The sequence below is a fragment of the Azovibrio restrictus DSM 23866 genome, from assembly GCF_000429665.1.
Taxonomy (GTDB): domain Bacteria; phylum Pseudomonadota; class Gammaproteobacteria; order Burkholderiales; family Rhodocyclaceae; genus Azovibrio; species Azovibrio restrictus.
Map to the genome: position 1 here is coordinate 278,662 of NZ_AUCH01000003.1, position 14,406 is coordinate 293,067.

17 protein-coding genes are annotated in these 14,406 nt (G+C 65.8%); 11 read left to right on the forward strand and 6 right to left on the reverse strand.

What is annotated here, in order from left to right; all coding sequences use genetic code 11:
• Nucleotides 1-199: 199 nt before the first annotated feature.
• Nucleotides 200-406 carry a hypothetical protein gene (locus G474_RS0104950; RefSeq protein ID WP_156919147.1) on the forward strand — a complete coding sequence of 69 codons (207 nt, stop codon included), beginning with the start codon at nucleotides 200-202 and terminating at the stop codon, nucleotides 404-406.
• 68 nt (nucleotides 407-474) lie between these two features.
• On the opposite strand, the gene G474_RS0104955 is transcribed toward G474_RS0104950, so the two are convergent.
• Nucleotides 475-1,725 carry a hypothetical protein gene (locus G474_RS0104955; RefSeq protein ID WP_169729493.1) on the reverse strand — a complete coding sequence of 417 codons (1,251 nt, stop codon included), beginning with the start codon at nucleotides 1,723-1,725 and terminating at the stop codon, nucleotides 475-477.
• A 136-nt stretch (nucleotides 1,726-1,861) separates the two neighbouring features.
• On the opposite strand from G474_RS0104955, the gene G474_RS19590 reads away from it, so the two are divergent.
• Nucleotides 1,862-2,269, forward strand: a complete 408-nt coding sequence (locus G474_RS19590) for a DUF1016 N-terminal domain-containing protein (protein WP_043463227.1) — start codon at nucleotides 1,862-1,864, stop codon at nucleotides 2,267-2,269.
• A 10-nt stretch (nucleotides 2,270-2,279) separates the two neighbouring features.
• Here G474_RS19590 and G474_RS0104960 read toward each other — a convergent pair whose 3' ends face one another.
• From G474_RS0104960 to G474_RS0104970, 3 genes are read right to left on the reverse strand one after another with little or no spacing between them, the layout of a single operon-like run.
• The gene (locus tag G474_RS0104960) at nucleotides 2,280-3,653 is read right to left on the reverse strand and encodes a sensor histidine kinase (RefSeq protein ID WP_026686015.1); all 1,374 of its coding nucleotides are present in this window, start codon (nucleotides 3,651-3,653) and stop codon (nucleotides 2,280-2,282) included.
• The gene (locus G474_RS0104965) at nucleotides 3,650-4,312 is read right to left on the reverse strand and encodes a response regulator transcription factor (protein ID WP_026686016.1); all 663 of its coding nucleotides are present in this window, start codon (nucleotides 4,310-4,312) and stop codon (nucleotides 3,650-3,652) included. Before G474_RS0104965 ends, G474_RS0104960 begins: the two co-directional genes overlap by 4 nt.
• The gene (locus G474_RS0104970) at nucleotides 4,312-4,644 is read right to left on the reverse strand and encodes a PepSY domain-containing protein (protein ID WP_026686017.1); all 333 of its coding nucleotides are present in this window, start codon (nucleotides 4,642-4,644) and stop codon (nucleotides 4,312-4,314) included. The genes G474_RS0104965 and G474_RS0104970 overlap by 1 nt, the downstream gene beginning before the upstream one ends.
• Before the next feature lie 146 nt (nucleotides 4,645-4,790).
• On the opposite strand from G474_RS0104970, the gene G474_RS0104975 reads away from it, so the two are divergent.
• From G474_RS0104975 to G474_RS19595, 5 genes are all read left to right on the forward strand, one after another.
• The gene (locus tag G474_RS0104975) at nucleotides 4,791-5,195 is read left to right on the forward strand and encodes a DUF1924 domain-containing protein (RefSeq protein WP_026686018.1); all 405 of its coding nucleotides are present in this window, start codon (nucleotides 4,791-4,793) and stop codon (nucleotides 5,193-5,195) included.
• A 12-nt stretch (nucleotides 5,196-5,207) separates the two neighbouring features.
• Complete coding sequence (locus G474_RS0104980; RefSeq protein ID WP_026686019.1) at nucleotides 5,208-5,702, forward strand: diheme cytochrome c; 495 nt, start codon at nucleotides 5,208-5,210, stop codon at nucleotides 5,700-5,702.
• A 179-nt stretch (nucleotides 5,703-5,881) separates the two neighbouring features.
• Nucleotides 5,882-7,204, forward strand: a complete 1,323-nt coding sequence (locus G474_RS0104985) for a ferredoxin reductase family protein (protein ID WP_043463229.1) — start codon at nucleotides 5,882-5,884, stop codon at nucleotides 7,202-7,204.
• 61 nt (nucleotides 7,205-7,265) lie between these two features.
• A complete protein-coding gene (locus G474_RS0104990; RefSeq protein WP_026686021.1) occupies nucleotides 7,266-7,544 on the forward strand; it encodes a type II toxin-antitoxin system RelE/ParE family toxin in 279 nt (92 codons plus the stop codon).
• Nucleotides 7,545-7,554: 10 nt separating this feature from the next.
• Nucleotides 7,555-7,851: a HigA family addiction module antitoxin gene (locus tag G474_RS19595; RefSeq protein ID WP_043463231.1), complete on the forward strand. Its 297-nt coding sequence runs from the start codon at nucleotides 7,555-7,557 to the stop codon at nucleotides 7,849-7,851.
• A 90-nt stretch (nucleotides 7,852-7,941) separates the two neighbouring features.
• On the opposite strand, the gene G474_RS0105000 is transcribed toward G474_RS19595, so the two are convergent.
• Together G474_RS0105000 and uvrA are read right to left on the reverse strand one after the other, a co-directional pair.
• Nucleotides 7,942-8,325 carry a diacylglycerol kinase gene (locus G474_RS0105000; protein WP_026686022.1) on the reverse strand — a complete coding sequence of 128 codons (384 nt, stop codon included), beginning with the start codon at nucleotides 8,323-8,325 and terminating at the stop codon, nucleotides 7,942-7,944.
• 157 nt (nucleotides 8,326-8,482) lie between these two features.
• Nucleotides 8,483-11,305, reverse strand: coding sequence for an excinuclease ABC subunit UvrA (gene uvrA / locus G474_RS0105005; RefSeq protein ID WP_026686023.1), 2,823 nt, complete (start codon nucleotides 11,303-11,305; stop codon nucleotides 8,483-8,485).
• Between the two features lie 156 nt (nucleotides 11,306-11,461).
• Between uvrA and G474_RS0105010 the strand changes: the two genes are divergently transcribed.
• The 4 genes from G474_RS0105010 to G474_RS0105025 all read left to right on the forward strand — a co-directional run bounded on the left by G474_RS0105010 (nucleotide 11,462) and on the right by G474_RS0105025 (nucleotide 14,379).
• Nucleotides 11,462-12,667 (forward strand): MFS transporter, encoded by a 1,206-nt coding sequence (locus G474_RS0105010; protein ID WP_026686024.1) that lies wholly within the window; start codon nucleotides 11,462-11,464, stop codon nucleotides 12,665-12,667.
• Nucleotides 12,668-12,708: 41 nt separating this feature from the next.
• A complete protein-coding gene (ssb, locus tag G474_RS0105015; protein WP_026686025.1) occupies nucleotides 12,709-13,197 on the forward strand; it encodes a single-stranded DNA-binding protein in 489 nt (162 codons plus the stop codon).
• Nucleotides 13,198-13,703: 506 nt separating this feature from the next.
• The gene (locus G474_RS0105020) at nucleotides 13,704-14,072 is read left to right on the forward strand and encodes a response regulator (protein ID WP_026686026.1); all 369 of its coding nucleotides are present in this window, start codon (nucleotides 13,704-13,706) and stop codon (nucleotides 14,070-14,072) included.
• A 10-nt stretch (nucleotides 14,073-14,082) separates the two neighbouring features.
• Nucleotides 14,083-14,379, forward strand: a complete 297-nt coding sequence (locus tag G474_RS0105025) for an STAS domain-containing protein (RefSeq protein WP_043463233.1) — start codon at nucleotides 14,083-14,085, stop codon at nucleotides 14,377-14,379.
• Nucleotides 14,380-14,406: the final 27 nt, after the last annotated feature.

Below are 14,406 nucleotides of genomic sequence, written 5' to 3' on the forward strand. Positions count from 1 at the left end.
ATCCATCGAAGGATTTGCGCATGCCGGCGGGTTTGCCGTGCCAGTGCACGCGCACCACGCCTTCAGGAAAAACATCAGCCGTGCGTCAGGGTGATCGGGTGATCCACGCCAGGCTGGAATGCGGCATCATAGGCGCCAGCGTGGCCCCTTGCCGGGATTTGCTCAATGCCGTTCTGGCGGCACTTTGAAGGGAAAAATCATGAAAACATCGATAGCCTTGATCCTGTTGCCGCTGTTGCTGACTGCCTGCGGCATCGAATCGGCCGGCAGCGCCGCCACCGCCGCCGCCGCGAAAAAGCAGGAAATCGAGCAGGGCAAGCAGACCATGCAGCAGTTCCAGCAAAAGCTGGACGCCGCCAATCAGGCCGCCCAGCAGCGCACCGATCAGGCCGACGCCGAAAAATAGTCCGGTATCCTGCAGAAGGTCACCGGTGCGCACAGCAGCTTAAGTTCCAAACCGAATGCAGCACTACGCTAGCACTGCAGCCAGCCCCGCTCGCGCAGCAGGGCCAGGCGTCCAGGGGGCAGGTAGGCTTTCATTTTCGTGCGGGGATCCACCTCCCCCGAGTTGTCCGCCAGCACCACCACGAAATCATCCGTCACCGGGGTGATCCCGGACCAGTCCAGCAAATTGAGCTGCCGGGCCACTTCCAGCAGCACTTTCCGGCCTGAAGCCTGGCTGCCCCGATCGGCCATCAGGGCCTTGTGGCGCAGGCACAGGCTGGTGAGCGTTTCATCGTCATCCAGCCAGCGTTCATGGGCATCTCCGACAGCACGGATCTCGTCCGGAGCCCACAAGTAATAACCCGGCGTTTCCGTCACCCCGGCCCGCCACGATTGCCGCCCCCAAACCAGGAATGGCGGCCAGGCGGCATCGAAATCCTCCTCGGTATAGCAGAGCAGCAAAGCGTACAGGGGCTCGTCCAGGGCCGCCTGGCGGACCAGCTCGGGAATCCGGCTCAGCAGCCGCTCCGTGATGGCCGCCGCCAGCTCCGGAATGCGCTCCCCTTGCACCGGGCGGCGGTAGCGGGTCCGGGCTTTTTCCACGGCTAGCCCTCCGGCATCGGTCCTGCAGAAGCTGATCCGCTCCAGCCCCCCGTCCCCATCGACTTCATAGTCGTAACGGTAATGGCAAGGCGCTCCGCCATCGTCAGTCTCCACGCCCTGCTTGCCAACAACCCTGCCCTGATCCCAGCGGAAAAATTCCGCCGAGGCGAGCATCTGCCAGGCCGAGCGAAAACGGCTGTACTGGGCCTGCAAACGGCCATCGGCATCGAGCAGGGAAAGTTTCGCGGCATGGACCTTCCAGCTGCCGGCGTCCTGGTCCAGGCTGAATACCAGCTTGGTGATCCGGCCCGCCCCATGCAGCCAGATGTCCTGGAAGCTGCCGTAGGCTGAGGCCATGACGATCCGTCCGGCGGCATCAAAGCCGCAGCGCACATGATCCTGCTCCCTGGCCTTGTCCTCCCTGAGCCAGCGGCCCCTGGGCGCCTTGAGAAAGCGGTAGTTGAGCTCGTATTCGAAGGGCTCATCCTGAACCATGGCACCACTGGCCCACCGCCAACTGACGACCTGGGCCAGGACGTTTTCCCGGAGACATCTGCCGGCCTCGGGATCCGCATAACGTTCGAACAGGGCCAGTACCTCATCGGCGCCGGCAAGAGCGGGCTGTGGGGAAAAAGCAGGGATTTCCGTCATCTTCCGGACATGAAAATTCATCACCACGGCATTATCCGGAGAAACACCAGCCCTCGCCAGGAGCCCCCAGGAGCCCCTATGAGGGCTGAAGCCCAGCCTCGGAGGCCCGAATCAGGGGCGGAGGAAAGAACACAAACCACAAAACCTCAGCCACAGCGCGCTGATGGAGATTTACTGGCTCATCGGCCACCGCATTCGCACCGAAGCGCTGGGCAACGAACGCGCCACCTACGGTGAGCAGATTGTCTCGACACTGTCGAGACAATTGGAAGCCGACTACGGGCACGGCCTCTCCGCGAAGAAACTGCGCCACATACTGCGTTTTGCCGAAGCCATTCCCTCGGAAGAAATTGTCTCCGCAGCGCGGAGACAATTGAGCTGGACGCACATCAAAATCCTGATACACAAATGTGTCGGCAGAGAGGCAGGGGCATTGCCAGCCCGCTCGGGCCGGCAATCACCGAATTGCGTTTCCCTTGAGCCCAGAATTGCCCCCGGAGCCGTCACCAGCGTTATCGTCCGGCCTCCCTCGGGCGATACCGGCTGGAGGCGCCACCCGGCGGTAACGTGAGGATACCGCTTCAGCCGCCCGGCAGGCCCAGGCGCACCTTCAGCCCTCCCAGGGGGCTGGTCTCCAGGTTCAGGCTGCCGCCGTACAGCCCGGCCAGGTCGGCGACGATGGAGAGGCCCAGGCCCGAGCCCGGCATGGCCTCGTCGGCGCGCACGCCGCGCTGCAGCACCGTTTCCCGCACCGCTTCCGGCAGGCCCGGGCCGTCATCCTCGATGGTGATCACGAGCTGGCCGTCGGAGCCGGACTCCAGGGCGACCTGTACCTGGCTTGCGGCCCATTTGCAGGCGTTGTCCAGGAGGTTGCCCAGCATTTCCTGGAAATCCTGGACGTCACCCCGGAAGGCCGCTTCTCCCCTCACGGGCAGCAGTTCCAGATGCAGGCCCCGTTCCCCATGCAGCTTGCCCATCACCCGCAGCAGGCCTTCCAGCAGCGGCCGCACCGCCACCCGCTGGCCAGGCAGCTGGGCGGAGGCGGCCGCCCGGGCCCGGGCCAGGTGGTAATCCACCTGGCGACGGGCGGTGCCGACCTGCTCCGTCACCAGCCGCCCCAGCTCGCCGGGCTCCCGGGCCGCGGCGTTGGCGAGAATGGCCAGCGGCGTTTTCAGGGCATGGGCCAGGTTGCCGGCCTGGGTGCGGGCCCGCTCCAGGATCGCGGCGTCGTGGTCCAGGACGCCGTTGAATTCTTCCACCAGGGGCTGGATTTCCGCCGGGTAGCTGCCCTGCAGCCGCGCCGCCTCCCCGGTACGCACCCGGGCCAGGCTGTGACGCAGGCGTTCCAGGGGCCCCAGGGCCAGCTTCAGCTGCAGGAACACCGCCGCCACCAGCCCCAGGGCCAGAAGCCCCAGGGCCAGGGCCAGGATGCCGGCAAAGTCCCGCACCGGCTGGCGCAGCACCGCTTCGTCGATGGCCACCATGAGGCGCAGGGGGCCCGGGGAAGCACTCTGGTCCGCCTCGGGCAGGATGACCCGGGAGAGGATCAGGAGGGGCACGCTGCCCGGGCCGGGCAGCCGGTATTCCTGCAGGGCGCCGGGGGCAGGTGCCGGCCCCGGGGGCAGGCTGAGGGCCCCGTCCCAGAGGGAGCGGGAGCGCAGCAGGGGCTGGCCGTCGGCGCCATCCACCTGCCAGTAGAGGCCGGAGTAGGGTTGTTTCAGGCGCGGGTCGCTCAGCTCCCGCAGGACCTGGGGCCGGCCCCCGGCATCCAGTTCCAGGTGGCCGGTGAGCTGGTTCAGGTGCATCAGCAGTTCGCCCCGGGCCTGGCGCTCCACGTGATCCTCGAACAGGTCCGTGAGGATCAGCCCGGTGATCACCAGGGTGGCCAGCACCCAGGCCAGGGTGCCGGACAGCAGCCGCCATCCCAGGGTGCCCGGCTGGAAGGGGCGGCTCAAGGACGGCCCGCCAGACGGTAGCCGAGGCCGCGCACGGTCTCGATCAGGTCCGGCGGCAGCTTCTTGCGCAGCCGAGCCACGAAGACTTCGATGGTGTTGGAATCCCGCTCGAAGTCCTGGGCGTAGAGGTGCTCGGTCAGCTCGGCCCGGGAGAGAACCTGATCCGGATGGTGCATCAGGTAGGCCAGCAGCCGGTATTCATGGCTGGTGAGATTGAGGGGGCTGCCGTCCAGGCTGATGCGCCGGGCCCGGGTGTCGAGCCGCAGGGGGCCGCAGACCACCTCGGCGGAGGCCAGGCCGTGGGCCCGGCGGATCAGGGCGCGCAGGCGGGCCAGGAGCTCCTCCATGTGGAAGGGCTTGGTCAGGTAATCGTCGGCCCCGGCGTCGATACCGGCCACCTTTTCGTGCCAGTTGTCCCGGGCCGTGAGGATCAGCACCGGCATGCTCCGGCCTCCGGCGCGCCAGCGGCTCAGCACCGTGAGCCCGTCGATGACCGGCAGACCCAGATCCAGGATCACCGCGTCGAAATCTTCTTCCTCCCCCAGGTACAGGGCGTCCCGGCCGTTGTCGGCCTTGACCGCCACGTGGCCAGCTGCCTCCAGGGCCTGGCCCAGCTGGGCAGCCAGATGGGGATCGTCCTCCACCACCAGGATGCGCATCAGGGTCTCCCTTCCGCGGCCCCGTGCCGATGCCTGCGACGCAGCAGGGTGCCGTCCCGGGCATCCAGCTCCAGCTTGCTCACCGCCCCGTCCGGGCGCAGCAGCTTGATCTCGTAGATCCACTGGCCGTGCTCCCGGTCCAGCTCCACTTCCAGCACCTGGCCCGGATAGTCTTTCTCCACCCGCTCCAGGACCTGGCGCAGGGGCATGATTTCCCCGGCGGCCAGGGCCTTGCGGGCCCGTTCGTGGTCGGCCTCATCGGCCAGAAGCGGCCCGGGCTGCAGGCCCACGAGGCCGAGCAGGAGGACGATCACGGAGAGTTTTTTACGCACGGGAGCACTCCTAAGCCGGGGACGGGACAGGGACCGGCCACACCCTAAACCGGAAAAGCTGAACCCAGGGTGAACAGGGGTTTCAGGATCAGTTCAGCCAGCCCGGCGCAAAGTACGGCCCATGGACCCACACCAAGGATGAAACCATGAATCGCCATCACCTCACAATCGCCCTCTTGAGTCTGACCTGCCTGACCGTCCAGGCCGGCCCCCGGGAGGATCTGCTGGCCGGCTACGCCCGGGAAGCGGGCCTGGCCGGCCCCGCCGCCTTGTCCGCCAGCCGGGGCGAAGCCCTGCACCAACGCCAGGCCGGAGGCGGCAAGGCGGACACGCCTTCCTGCACCACCTGCCACCAGAGCGACATCCGCCAGCCGGGCCGTACCCCGAGCGGCAAGCGCATCGAACCCATGGCCCTGTCGGCCAGCCCGGAGCGGTACACCGACCCGGCCAAGCTGGAAAAGTGGTTCAAGCGCAATTGCAACGAAGTGCTGGGCCGGGCCTGCACCGCCCAGGAAAAGGGTGACTGGCTCACCTACGTCCAATCCCGCTGAAAGGAGAACAGCATGCCTGCCATGATCCGCCCTCTGCTCCTGGGCCTCGCCGCCCTGGGGATTTCCGCCCTGCTCTACAGCCGCGCCCAGGCCGGCGGCGACCACTACTTCCCTCCGGTGAAGCATGCCCAGACCCTGGCCGAATGCGGCAGCTGCCACCTGGCCTTCCCCGCCTCCATGCTGCCGGCTGCCTCCTGGGAAAAGATGATGGCCAACCTGGACCAGCACTTTGGCGACGACGCCAGCCTGGACCCCCAGACCACGGCCGCCATCACCCGCTACCTGGTGGACAACGCCGGGGACCGGGGCGGCCGCTCCTACGGCCGCAAGCTGCTGCGCGGCGTGGCGGCAGACGAAGCGCCCCAGCGCATCACCACCCTGCCCAAGTGGGTGAAGGAACACCGGGAAGTGCCCAAGTCCGACTGGAAGAAGAAGGACGTGGGCTCCAAGGCCAACTGCGCCGCCTGCCACAAGGAAGCGGAACAGGGCTACTTTGAAGAGGATTGAACCTTAAAACCACAGTTAAACCACAGAGGCACAGAGACGCCGAGGAAAAACAAAGACTTGTCCTGGAAGGCCAGGTCACTTTCTAGGTGAGCGCAGAAGATGATGCAAGCCATTGTTTTTTTAACTTCTCTGTGTCTTTGTGTCTCTGTGGTGAGGTTTTTAGGTTGAAGGAGCTGATCATGAAAAAGCTGAGCACCACCGCCCTGCTGGGCGGCTTCATCGCCCTCCTGGTCCTGGCCTGGGGCGCCAATCTGCTGTTCGGGGCCGGTCTGCCCGCCGGCGATACCCTGTGGGTGATCCGGGCCGAAGCCCTGACGCTCTCGGGTCTTCTGGCCGTGGGGCTGATGTCCCTGATCATGGTGCTGGCCACCCGCCCGGTCTGGCTGGAAAAGCCTCTGGGCGGCATGGACCGGATCTACCGGGCGCACAAGTGGGCCGGCATCCTGGCCGGCATCGCCGTGCTGCTCCACTGGGGCGCTGACGAAGCCGGCGACCCCATCAAGGCGCTGATCGGCCGGAGCGGCAAGGTGGTCCGGGAACACGGGCCGGAACTCTATGAATCCCTGCTGCACCTGGGCAAGGAAATGGGCGAATGGGCCCTCTACCCCCTGCTGGGCCTGATCCTCCTCACCCTGTTGCGCTGGTTTCCCTTCAAGCCCTGGCGCCTGCTGCACCGGGTCATGCCCGCGCTATACCTGATGGGCGTCTTCCACGGCCTGTTGCTGGCCCCCCTGGCCTGGTGGCAGCAGCCTGTCGGCTGGGTCATGGGACTGCTGATCGCCGCCGGCAGCTGGGGCGCCCTGCTCTCCCTGCTGGGCCGGATCGGCAAACAACGCCAATACCAGGGGGAAATCCTGGCCCTGGAGCAACCGGCGGCGGACGTCACGGAAATCACCTGCCGCATGGAAGCCCCCTGGCCCGGCCACCGGGCCGGCCAGTTCGTGTTCCTCACCCTGCACGACCGGGAGGGCAGCCACCCCTTCACCATCGCCAGCGCGCCCCGGGAGGACGGCCATATCACCTTCGCCATCAAGGCCCTGGGGGATTACACCCGCAACCTGGCGGCCCGCCTCCAGGTCGGACAAAGCGTACGCGTGGAAGGTCCCTACGGCTGCTTCGACTTCCGGGGGGAAAAGCCCCAGGTGTGGATTGCCGGCGGCGTCGGCGTCACCCCCTTCCTGGCCGGGCTGGAAGCCCTGGGCCAGGCCCCGGCCACGCCCGTCAGCCTGCATTACTGCAGCCGCAGCCTGGCCAGGGACCCGTTTGCCGCCCAGTTGCAGACCCTGGCCGCCGGACTCCCCGGCGTACGCCTGCAGCTGCATGAAACAGACCGGGACGGCCCCCTGACGGTGGAAAAACTGCTGCAGCAGGAGCCACAACTGGCCGGCAGCGACATCTGGTTCTGCGGCCCCTCAGGCTTCGCCCGGACCCTGAAAACCGGCCTCAAGGCCCGCGGCCTGGGCCAGGTCCCCTTCCACCAGGAGGCTTTCGAGATGCGCTGACAGCCGCTCATCCCGAACAAATCGCGACAACCACTGTAGCGCCATGCGCTACAATTCTGCCATGATCAAGCATTTCCAACACAAGGGATTGCAAGCGTTTTTTGAGACGGGGAGCAAGGCCGGGATCAGACCTGACCATGCTCCCCGACTGGCACGCCAGTTGCGACAACTGAACGATGCCACCGCCCCACGTGAGATGAACATGCCTGGCTGGAAACTGCACCCGCTCACAGGCGATCTTGCAGGCCATTGGTCAGTCACCGTCAATGGCAACTGGCGCATGACCTTTGTCTTCGAAGGTGAGGATGCAATTCTGGTCGATTACCAGGACTATCACTGAAAGGAAAAAAATGGCCCGCATGCACAACCCACCCTACCCGGGGGAAACCTTGCGCGAAGATGTACTCCCGGCACTGGGACTGAGCGTGACCCAGGCAGCCCAGGAGTTGGGCATCAATCGCGTCACCCTTTCCCGGGTGCTGAACGGCAAAGCTGCCATCAGCGTTGATCTGGCCCTGCGTCTGGAGGCATGGCTGGACGGGCCCAGCGCCGAAAGCTGGCTGAAAGGACAACTCGCCTACGACCTGTGGCAGGCAGAACAACACAAGCCCCCCCAGGTCGCCACCCGCCGCACAATCCGGCGCTGACCGGCCCCCTGCAAAACAGGCGCCAGTCAGCGCCATGCCGGAGTTGCAGAGCTTTACCCCTGAATTTCGCCCATCAGAAACAGCTCCCTCTCAGGGCCACAGCACGCAGGCCCAGACTACTGCCATGAAGACCAGGGCGAAGAGCACGGCGGCGCTGCCCAGGTCCTTGGCCCGGCCGGCCAGCTCGTGATATTCGGGGGAGGTCTTGTCCACCACGGCCTCCACGGCGGAGTTGAGCAGTTCCACCACGGGCACCAGGATCAGGCTGCCCAGGAGCAGGGCCCGCTCCATACCATTGCGGCCCAGCCACAGGCCCAGGGGCACGCCTGCCAGGAGCAGCAACATCTCCTGGCGGAAAGCCGCCTCGTGCTTCCAGGCGGCGGCAATGCCTTTCTTCGAATAACCCAGGGCATTCCAGAGCCGCGTGAGGCCGGTCTTGCCCTTGAGATCGGCGGCGGAGGGCTGTTCGTTCATCCTTGAAACCTCATTTGAACCACGGAGACACAGAGAAAAAGCAAACCCTTGTGGTGCCCAGCAGCCACCCCGTCCGGGTTGTTGAAGGCCAGAGGATGAAGCCTTGATATCCCGCCTTGCTCCATGCCTCCGGGCCGCGGTGCGAAGAAACTCCGGTTCATGGTCGCTCCAGCAGGGGCTTCAGAAAGCGGCCCGTATGGCTTGCCGGCGTGGCGGCCACGGTTTCCGGGGTGCCGGCCACCAGGATGCGGCCACCGCCGCCGCCCCCTTCGGGGCCCAGGTCCACCAGCCAGTCGGCGGTCTTGATCACGTCCAGGTTGTGCTCGATGACCACCACGGTGTTGCCGTGGTCGGCGAGCCGGTGCAGCACCGAGAGCAGCATCTCGATGTCGGCGAAGTGGAGCCCGGTGGTGGGTTCGTCCAGGATGTAAAGGGTGCGGCCCGTATCCCGCTTGGAGAGTTCCAGGGCCAGCTTCACCCGCTGGGCTTCGCCGCCGGAGAGGGTGGTGGCGCTCTGGCCCAGGGTGATGTAGCTCAAGCCCACGTCCACCAGGGTCTGCAGCTTCCTGGCCACCACCGGTACCGCGTCGAAGAATTCCCGGGCCTGTTCCACGGTCATCTCCAGGATGTCGTGGATGTTCTTGCCCTTGTAGTTGATCTCCAGGGTTTCCCGGTTGTAGCGCTTGCCGTGGCAGACGTCGCAGGGCACGTAGATGTCGGGCAGGAAGTGCATTTCCACCTTGATCACCCCGTCCCCCTGGCAGGCCTCGCAGCGACCACCCTTGACGTTGAAGCTGAAGCGGCCGGGTCCGTAGCCCCGGGCCCGGGCTTCGGGCACCTGGGAGAACAGGTCCCGGATCGGGGTCAGCAGGCCCGTGTAGGTGGCCGGGTTGGAGCGGGGGGTGCGGCCGATGGGCGACTGGTCCACGTTGATGACCTTGTCGAAGTGATCGAGGCCGCGGATTTCGTCGTGCTCGGCGGGCTCGCTGATGGAGCCGTAGATGGCCTTGGCCGCCGCCGCGTAAAGGGTGTCGTTGATCAGGGTGGATTTGCCCGAGCCGGAAACCCCGGTGACGCAGGTCAGGAGGCCCACAGGCAGGTCCAGGCGCACGTCGCGCAGATTGTTGCCCCGGGCACCGATGACCTGCAGCTGCCGGGCCGGATCTGGCTGGCGGCGCTGCCTGGGTACGGCGATCAGCTTGCGCCCGGACAAGTAGGCGCCGGTCAGGGAATCCGGGTTGTCCGCCACCTGGGCCGGAGTGCCGTGGGCGACGATGGCACCCCCATGCACGCCGGCGCCGGGACCGATGTCCACCACGTAGTCGGCGGTGCGGATGGCGTCCTCGTCGTGCTCCACCACGATCACCGTGTTGCCCATGTCCCTGAGCCGGGTCAGGGTCTGCAGCAGCCGGTCGTTGTCGCGCTGGTGCAGGCCGATGGAAGGCTCGTCCAACACGTACATGACTCCGGTGAGACCGGAACCGATCTGGCTGGCCAGACGGATGCGCTGGGCCTCGCCGCCCGAGAGGGTTTCGGCGGAACGTTCCAGGCACAGGTAATCGAGGCCCACGTTGATCAGGAAGGAAATGCGGGAGGTGATTTCCTTCAGGATCTTCTCGGCCACCTGGGCCTTCTGGCCGGTGAGCTGCAGGGCCTCGAAGAAATCCCGGGCCTCGCGCAGGGGCAGGCGGTTGATCTCGTGCAAGGTTTTGCCCCCGATCTGCACATGGCGGGCCTCCTTCCGCAACCGGCTGCCGCCGCAGGTGGGGCAGGTCTGGTTGCTGATGTACTTGGAGAGTTCCTCGCGCATGGCCTGGGAATCGGTCTCCTTGTAGCGCCGCTCCAGGTTGGGAATGATGCCCTCGAAGGGATGCTCCTTGGCCACCAGCTTGCCCCGCTCGTTCAGGTACTGGAAGGGCACGCTCACCTTGCCGGAACCGTAGAGCACCGCTTGGCGCACCTCCGCGTCCAGGTCCTGGAAGGGGGTGTCGATGTCGAAGCCGTAATGGGCGGCCAGGGACTGGAGCATCTGGAAATAGAACTGGCTCTTCTTGTCCCAGCCCTTGATGGCCCCGGCAGCCAGGGAAAGATGGGGCTGGCTCACCACCCGCTTGGGGTCGAAGAACTGGATCACCCCCAGGCCGTCACACTTGGGACAGGCCCCCATGGGGTTGTTGAAGGAAAACAGCCGGGGCTCCAGTTCCTGCAGGGAATAGGAGCAGATCGGGCAGGCGAATTTGGCCGAGAACAGGTGCTCGGTGCCGGAGTCCATCTCCAGGGCGATGGCGCGGCCGTCCGCGTGGCGCAGGGCCGTCTCGAAGGATTCCGCCAGGCGCTGGCGCATGTCGTCCCGCACCTTGAGCCTGTCCACCACCACGTCCACCGTGTGCTTGTGGGTCTTGGTGAGTTTGGGCAGGGCGTCCATCTCGTACACCTGGCCGTCGATGCGCAGACGCACGAAGCCCTGGGCCCGCAGCTCGGCGAACAGCTCCAGCTGCTCGCCCTTGCGGTTGGCCACCACGGGGGCGAGGATCATCAGCTTGGTGTCCTCGGGCAGGGCCAGCACGTGGTCCACCATCTGGGAGACGGTCTGGGCCTCCAGGGGCTGGTCGTGCTCGGGACAGTAGGGCGTGCCGACCCGGGCGAACAGGAGGCGCAGGTAGTCGTGAATCTCGGTGACCGTACCCACGGTGGAGCGGGGGTTGTGGCTGGTGGCCTTCTGTTCGATGGAGATGGCTGGCGATAACCCCTCGATCAGGTCCACATCCGGCTTTTCCATCAGTTGCAGGAACTGCCGGGCGTAGGCGGAGAGGGATTCCACGTAGCGGCGCTGGCCCTCGGCGTAGAGGGTGTCGAAGGCGAGCGACGATTTGCCGGAGCCGGACAGGCCGGTGACGACGATGAGCTGGTCCCGGGGCAGATCCAGGCTGATGTTCTTCAGGTTATGGGTCCGGGCGCCGCGGATTCGGATGGCTTCCATGGAGTTTCTCTTGGTGTTCTGCGGGGTGGGGTTGGGGCTCAGCGCGGGGGGAGGCCGGCGCAAACCTGTTAATATAGTCGCTTCGTTGCGATGCACCAAAAACCTTTCCCGCCCATCCGTATCCAAGCTGTTCCTGCTGCCCCGCCCGTTTCCTTCATGAGTGAATCCCTCACCGACAGCCTGAGTCCGGAAGAACGCCGCACCGGCATGAGCCTGGCCGCCATTTTCGGACTGCGCATGCTGGGTCTGTTCCTGATCCTGCCGGTGTTCGCCATCCATGCCCGCCATATTCCCGGGGGCGATGACCTGACCCTGGTGGGCCTGGCCCTGGGCGCCTACGGCCTGACCCAGGCCTGCCTGCAGATCGCCTGGGGCGCTGCTTCGGACCGCTGGGGCCGCAAGCCGGTGATCGTCGCCGGCCTGCTGCTGTTCGCCCTCGGCAGCGCCGTGGCCGCCCTGGCGCCGGACATCCACTGGATCATCGTCGGCCGCGTGCTGCAAGGGGCCGGGGCCATCTCCGCCGCCGTCAGCGCCCTGGCCGCCGACCTGACCCGGGAACAGCACCGCACCAAGATCATGGCCATGATCGGCTCCTCCATCGGCCTGGTGTTTGCCGGTTCCCTGGTGGCCGCCCCCATCCTGTTCAGCCTGGTGGGCATGAGCGGCATCTTCTGGCTCACCGGCTTCCTGGCCCTGGCCGCCATCCTGGTGCTGCTCAAGGTGGTGCCCCCGGCGCCGCCGCCGGTGGCCGGGCCGGCGGTGTCCCTCGCCAGCGTGCTGCTCGAACCCCAGCTGGCCCGCCTCAATTTCGGCGTGTTCGCCCTGCACCTGACCCAGACCGCCATGTGGGTGCTGGTTCCCGCCGCCCTGGTCCAGTACGGCCATCTGCCTGTCGCCGAGCACTGGAAGGTGTATCTGCCTGCCGTGCTGCTCTCCTTCGTGGTGATGGTGCCCGCCATCATCGCCGCCGAAAAGAAGGGACTGATGAAACCCGTGTTCACCGGGGCGGTGGCCCTGCTGCTGCTGGTCCAGGCCGGTTTCTACTTCGCCGGCCAGAGCCTGTGGCCCCTGACCCTGTGGCTGACCCTGTTCTTCGTGGCCTTCAACATCCTGGAAGCCACCCAGCCTTCGCTGATTTCCCGCATCGCCCCTCCCCAGGCCAGAGGCAAGGCCCTGGGGCTATACAATACCCTCCAGGCCGTGGGCCTGTTCGTGGGCGGCATGGCCGGGGGCGCGCTGGCCAAGCATTTCGGGAGCGGCGCGGTATTTGCCGCCTGCGGCGCCCTGATCCTGTTCTGGCTGTGGCTGACCCGGGCCCTGCAGGTGCCCCGGCGCCAGGCCCCGTCCCACACCGCCACCTAATTCATTTAGCATTCACCATCTCAAATCAAGGGGAGTTTTCCATGGCATCGGTCAACAAGGTCATCATCGTCGGGAACCTGGGCAGGGACCCGGAAGTGCGTTACAGCGCCAGCGGCGACGCCATGTGCAACATCACCGTGGCCACCACGGACACCTGGAAGGACAAGGCCACCGGCGAGCGCAAGGAAGCCACCGAATGGCACCGGATATCCTTTTTCGGCCGCCTGGCGGAAATCGCCGGCCAGTACCTGAAGAAGGGTTCCCAGGTCTATGTGGAAGGCAGCCTGCGCACCCGCAAATGGACCGACAAGGAAGGCCAGGAGCGTTACACCACCGAAATCCGCGCCGATGAAATGAAGATGCTGGGCGGCCGCCAGGGCATGGGCGAACCCTCCGGCATGGGCGGCGGCAGTGGCGGTGGTGGCAGCCGCAGCAGCGCCCCGGCTCCCGACTACGCCCCGGCCCCCCCGGCCGCCCAAAAGAAGCCCGCCTTCAGCGACGATTTCGGCGACGACGACATCCCGTTCTAAAGCAGCCCTCCAGCAAACCGGCCCCTGCCCACCCCGGCAGGGGCTGCCACATCCCAGCCTTTCCCCAGCCTTTCTCTGGACGCTTTCCATCTGTCCGGCACAGGCCGCCCCCGGCCCCCTTCCCGTTCGTCCCTGAACCGCCGTAAAGCGACATCCGCCCCCGGAGCGGCACGACAAGCCTCGTCCACCTGCGGCTCACACTTCGCCGTTGCACAGCTCCCCTCTGTCATATAGCATCGATACCAAACGCATCAACATTGGTGACCATGCATTCATGGACACCCTCAGCTTCCTTCCCTGAACCCCGAGAATTCCTCCCTGCAACGGGGGACATCAACGTCCAGAAGGAATACCCATGACTGTCCCAAGCCCTGCCCGCACAACGTCTGAACGGCATGTAGCGCCCCCGCCATGGCGCTCCGGCACTCCCGCTCCCAGGTCAGCGAGGCCAGGTGGAAGCCGCCGATTCCGAAATTACCTTCTTCTGATTCAAGCAAGGACCAGCCATGAGTAAAACGATCATGATCGTGGACGATTCCGCGTCCCTTCGCCAAGTGGTGAGCATTGCCCTGAAAGGGGCGGGTTACGAAGTCGTGGAAGCGTGTGACGGGAAGGATGCCCTGAACAAGCTGGACGGGCGCAAGCTGCACCTGATCATCAGCGACGTGAACATGCCCAACATGGACGGGATCAGCTTTCTCAAGGCGGCCAAGCAGATTCCCGCCTACAAATTCACCCCGGTGATCATGCTCACCACGGAAGCCAGCGACGCCAAGAAACAGGAAGGCCAGGCGGCGGGGGCCCGGGCCTGGGTGGTGAAGCCCTTCCAGCCGGCGCAGATGTTGAACGCCGTCTCCAAGCTGGTTCTGCCCTAGGAGGATGCCCATGAGCGCCACCCAACTGGCCCTGGAAGGGGAACTCAGCATCTTCACCGCCGCCCTGGTCAAGGAGCGGCTCCTGGCGGCCCTGAACGGTGCCGACGCCGTGGAAGTGGACCTGTCCCGGATCAACGAAATCGACAGCGCCGGCGTACAGCTGCTGGTGGCCGCCAAAACCGAAGCCCAGGCCCAGGGCAAGAACCTGGGCCTCGTCCATCACGCGCCGGTGGTGCTGGAGATCCTGGACCTGTGCGATCTCTCGGGCTACTTCGGCGACCCGGTCCTGATCAGCTCCCGGAGGTAAGCCCATGTCCATCAACCTGGAAGAAGC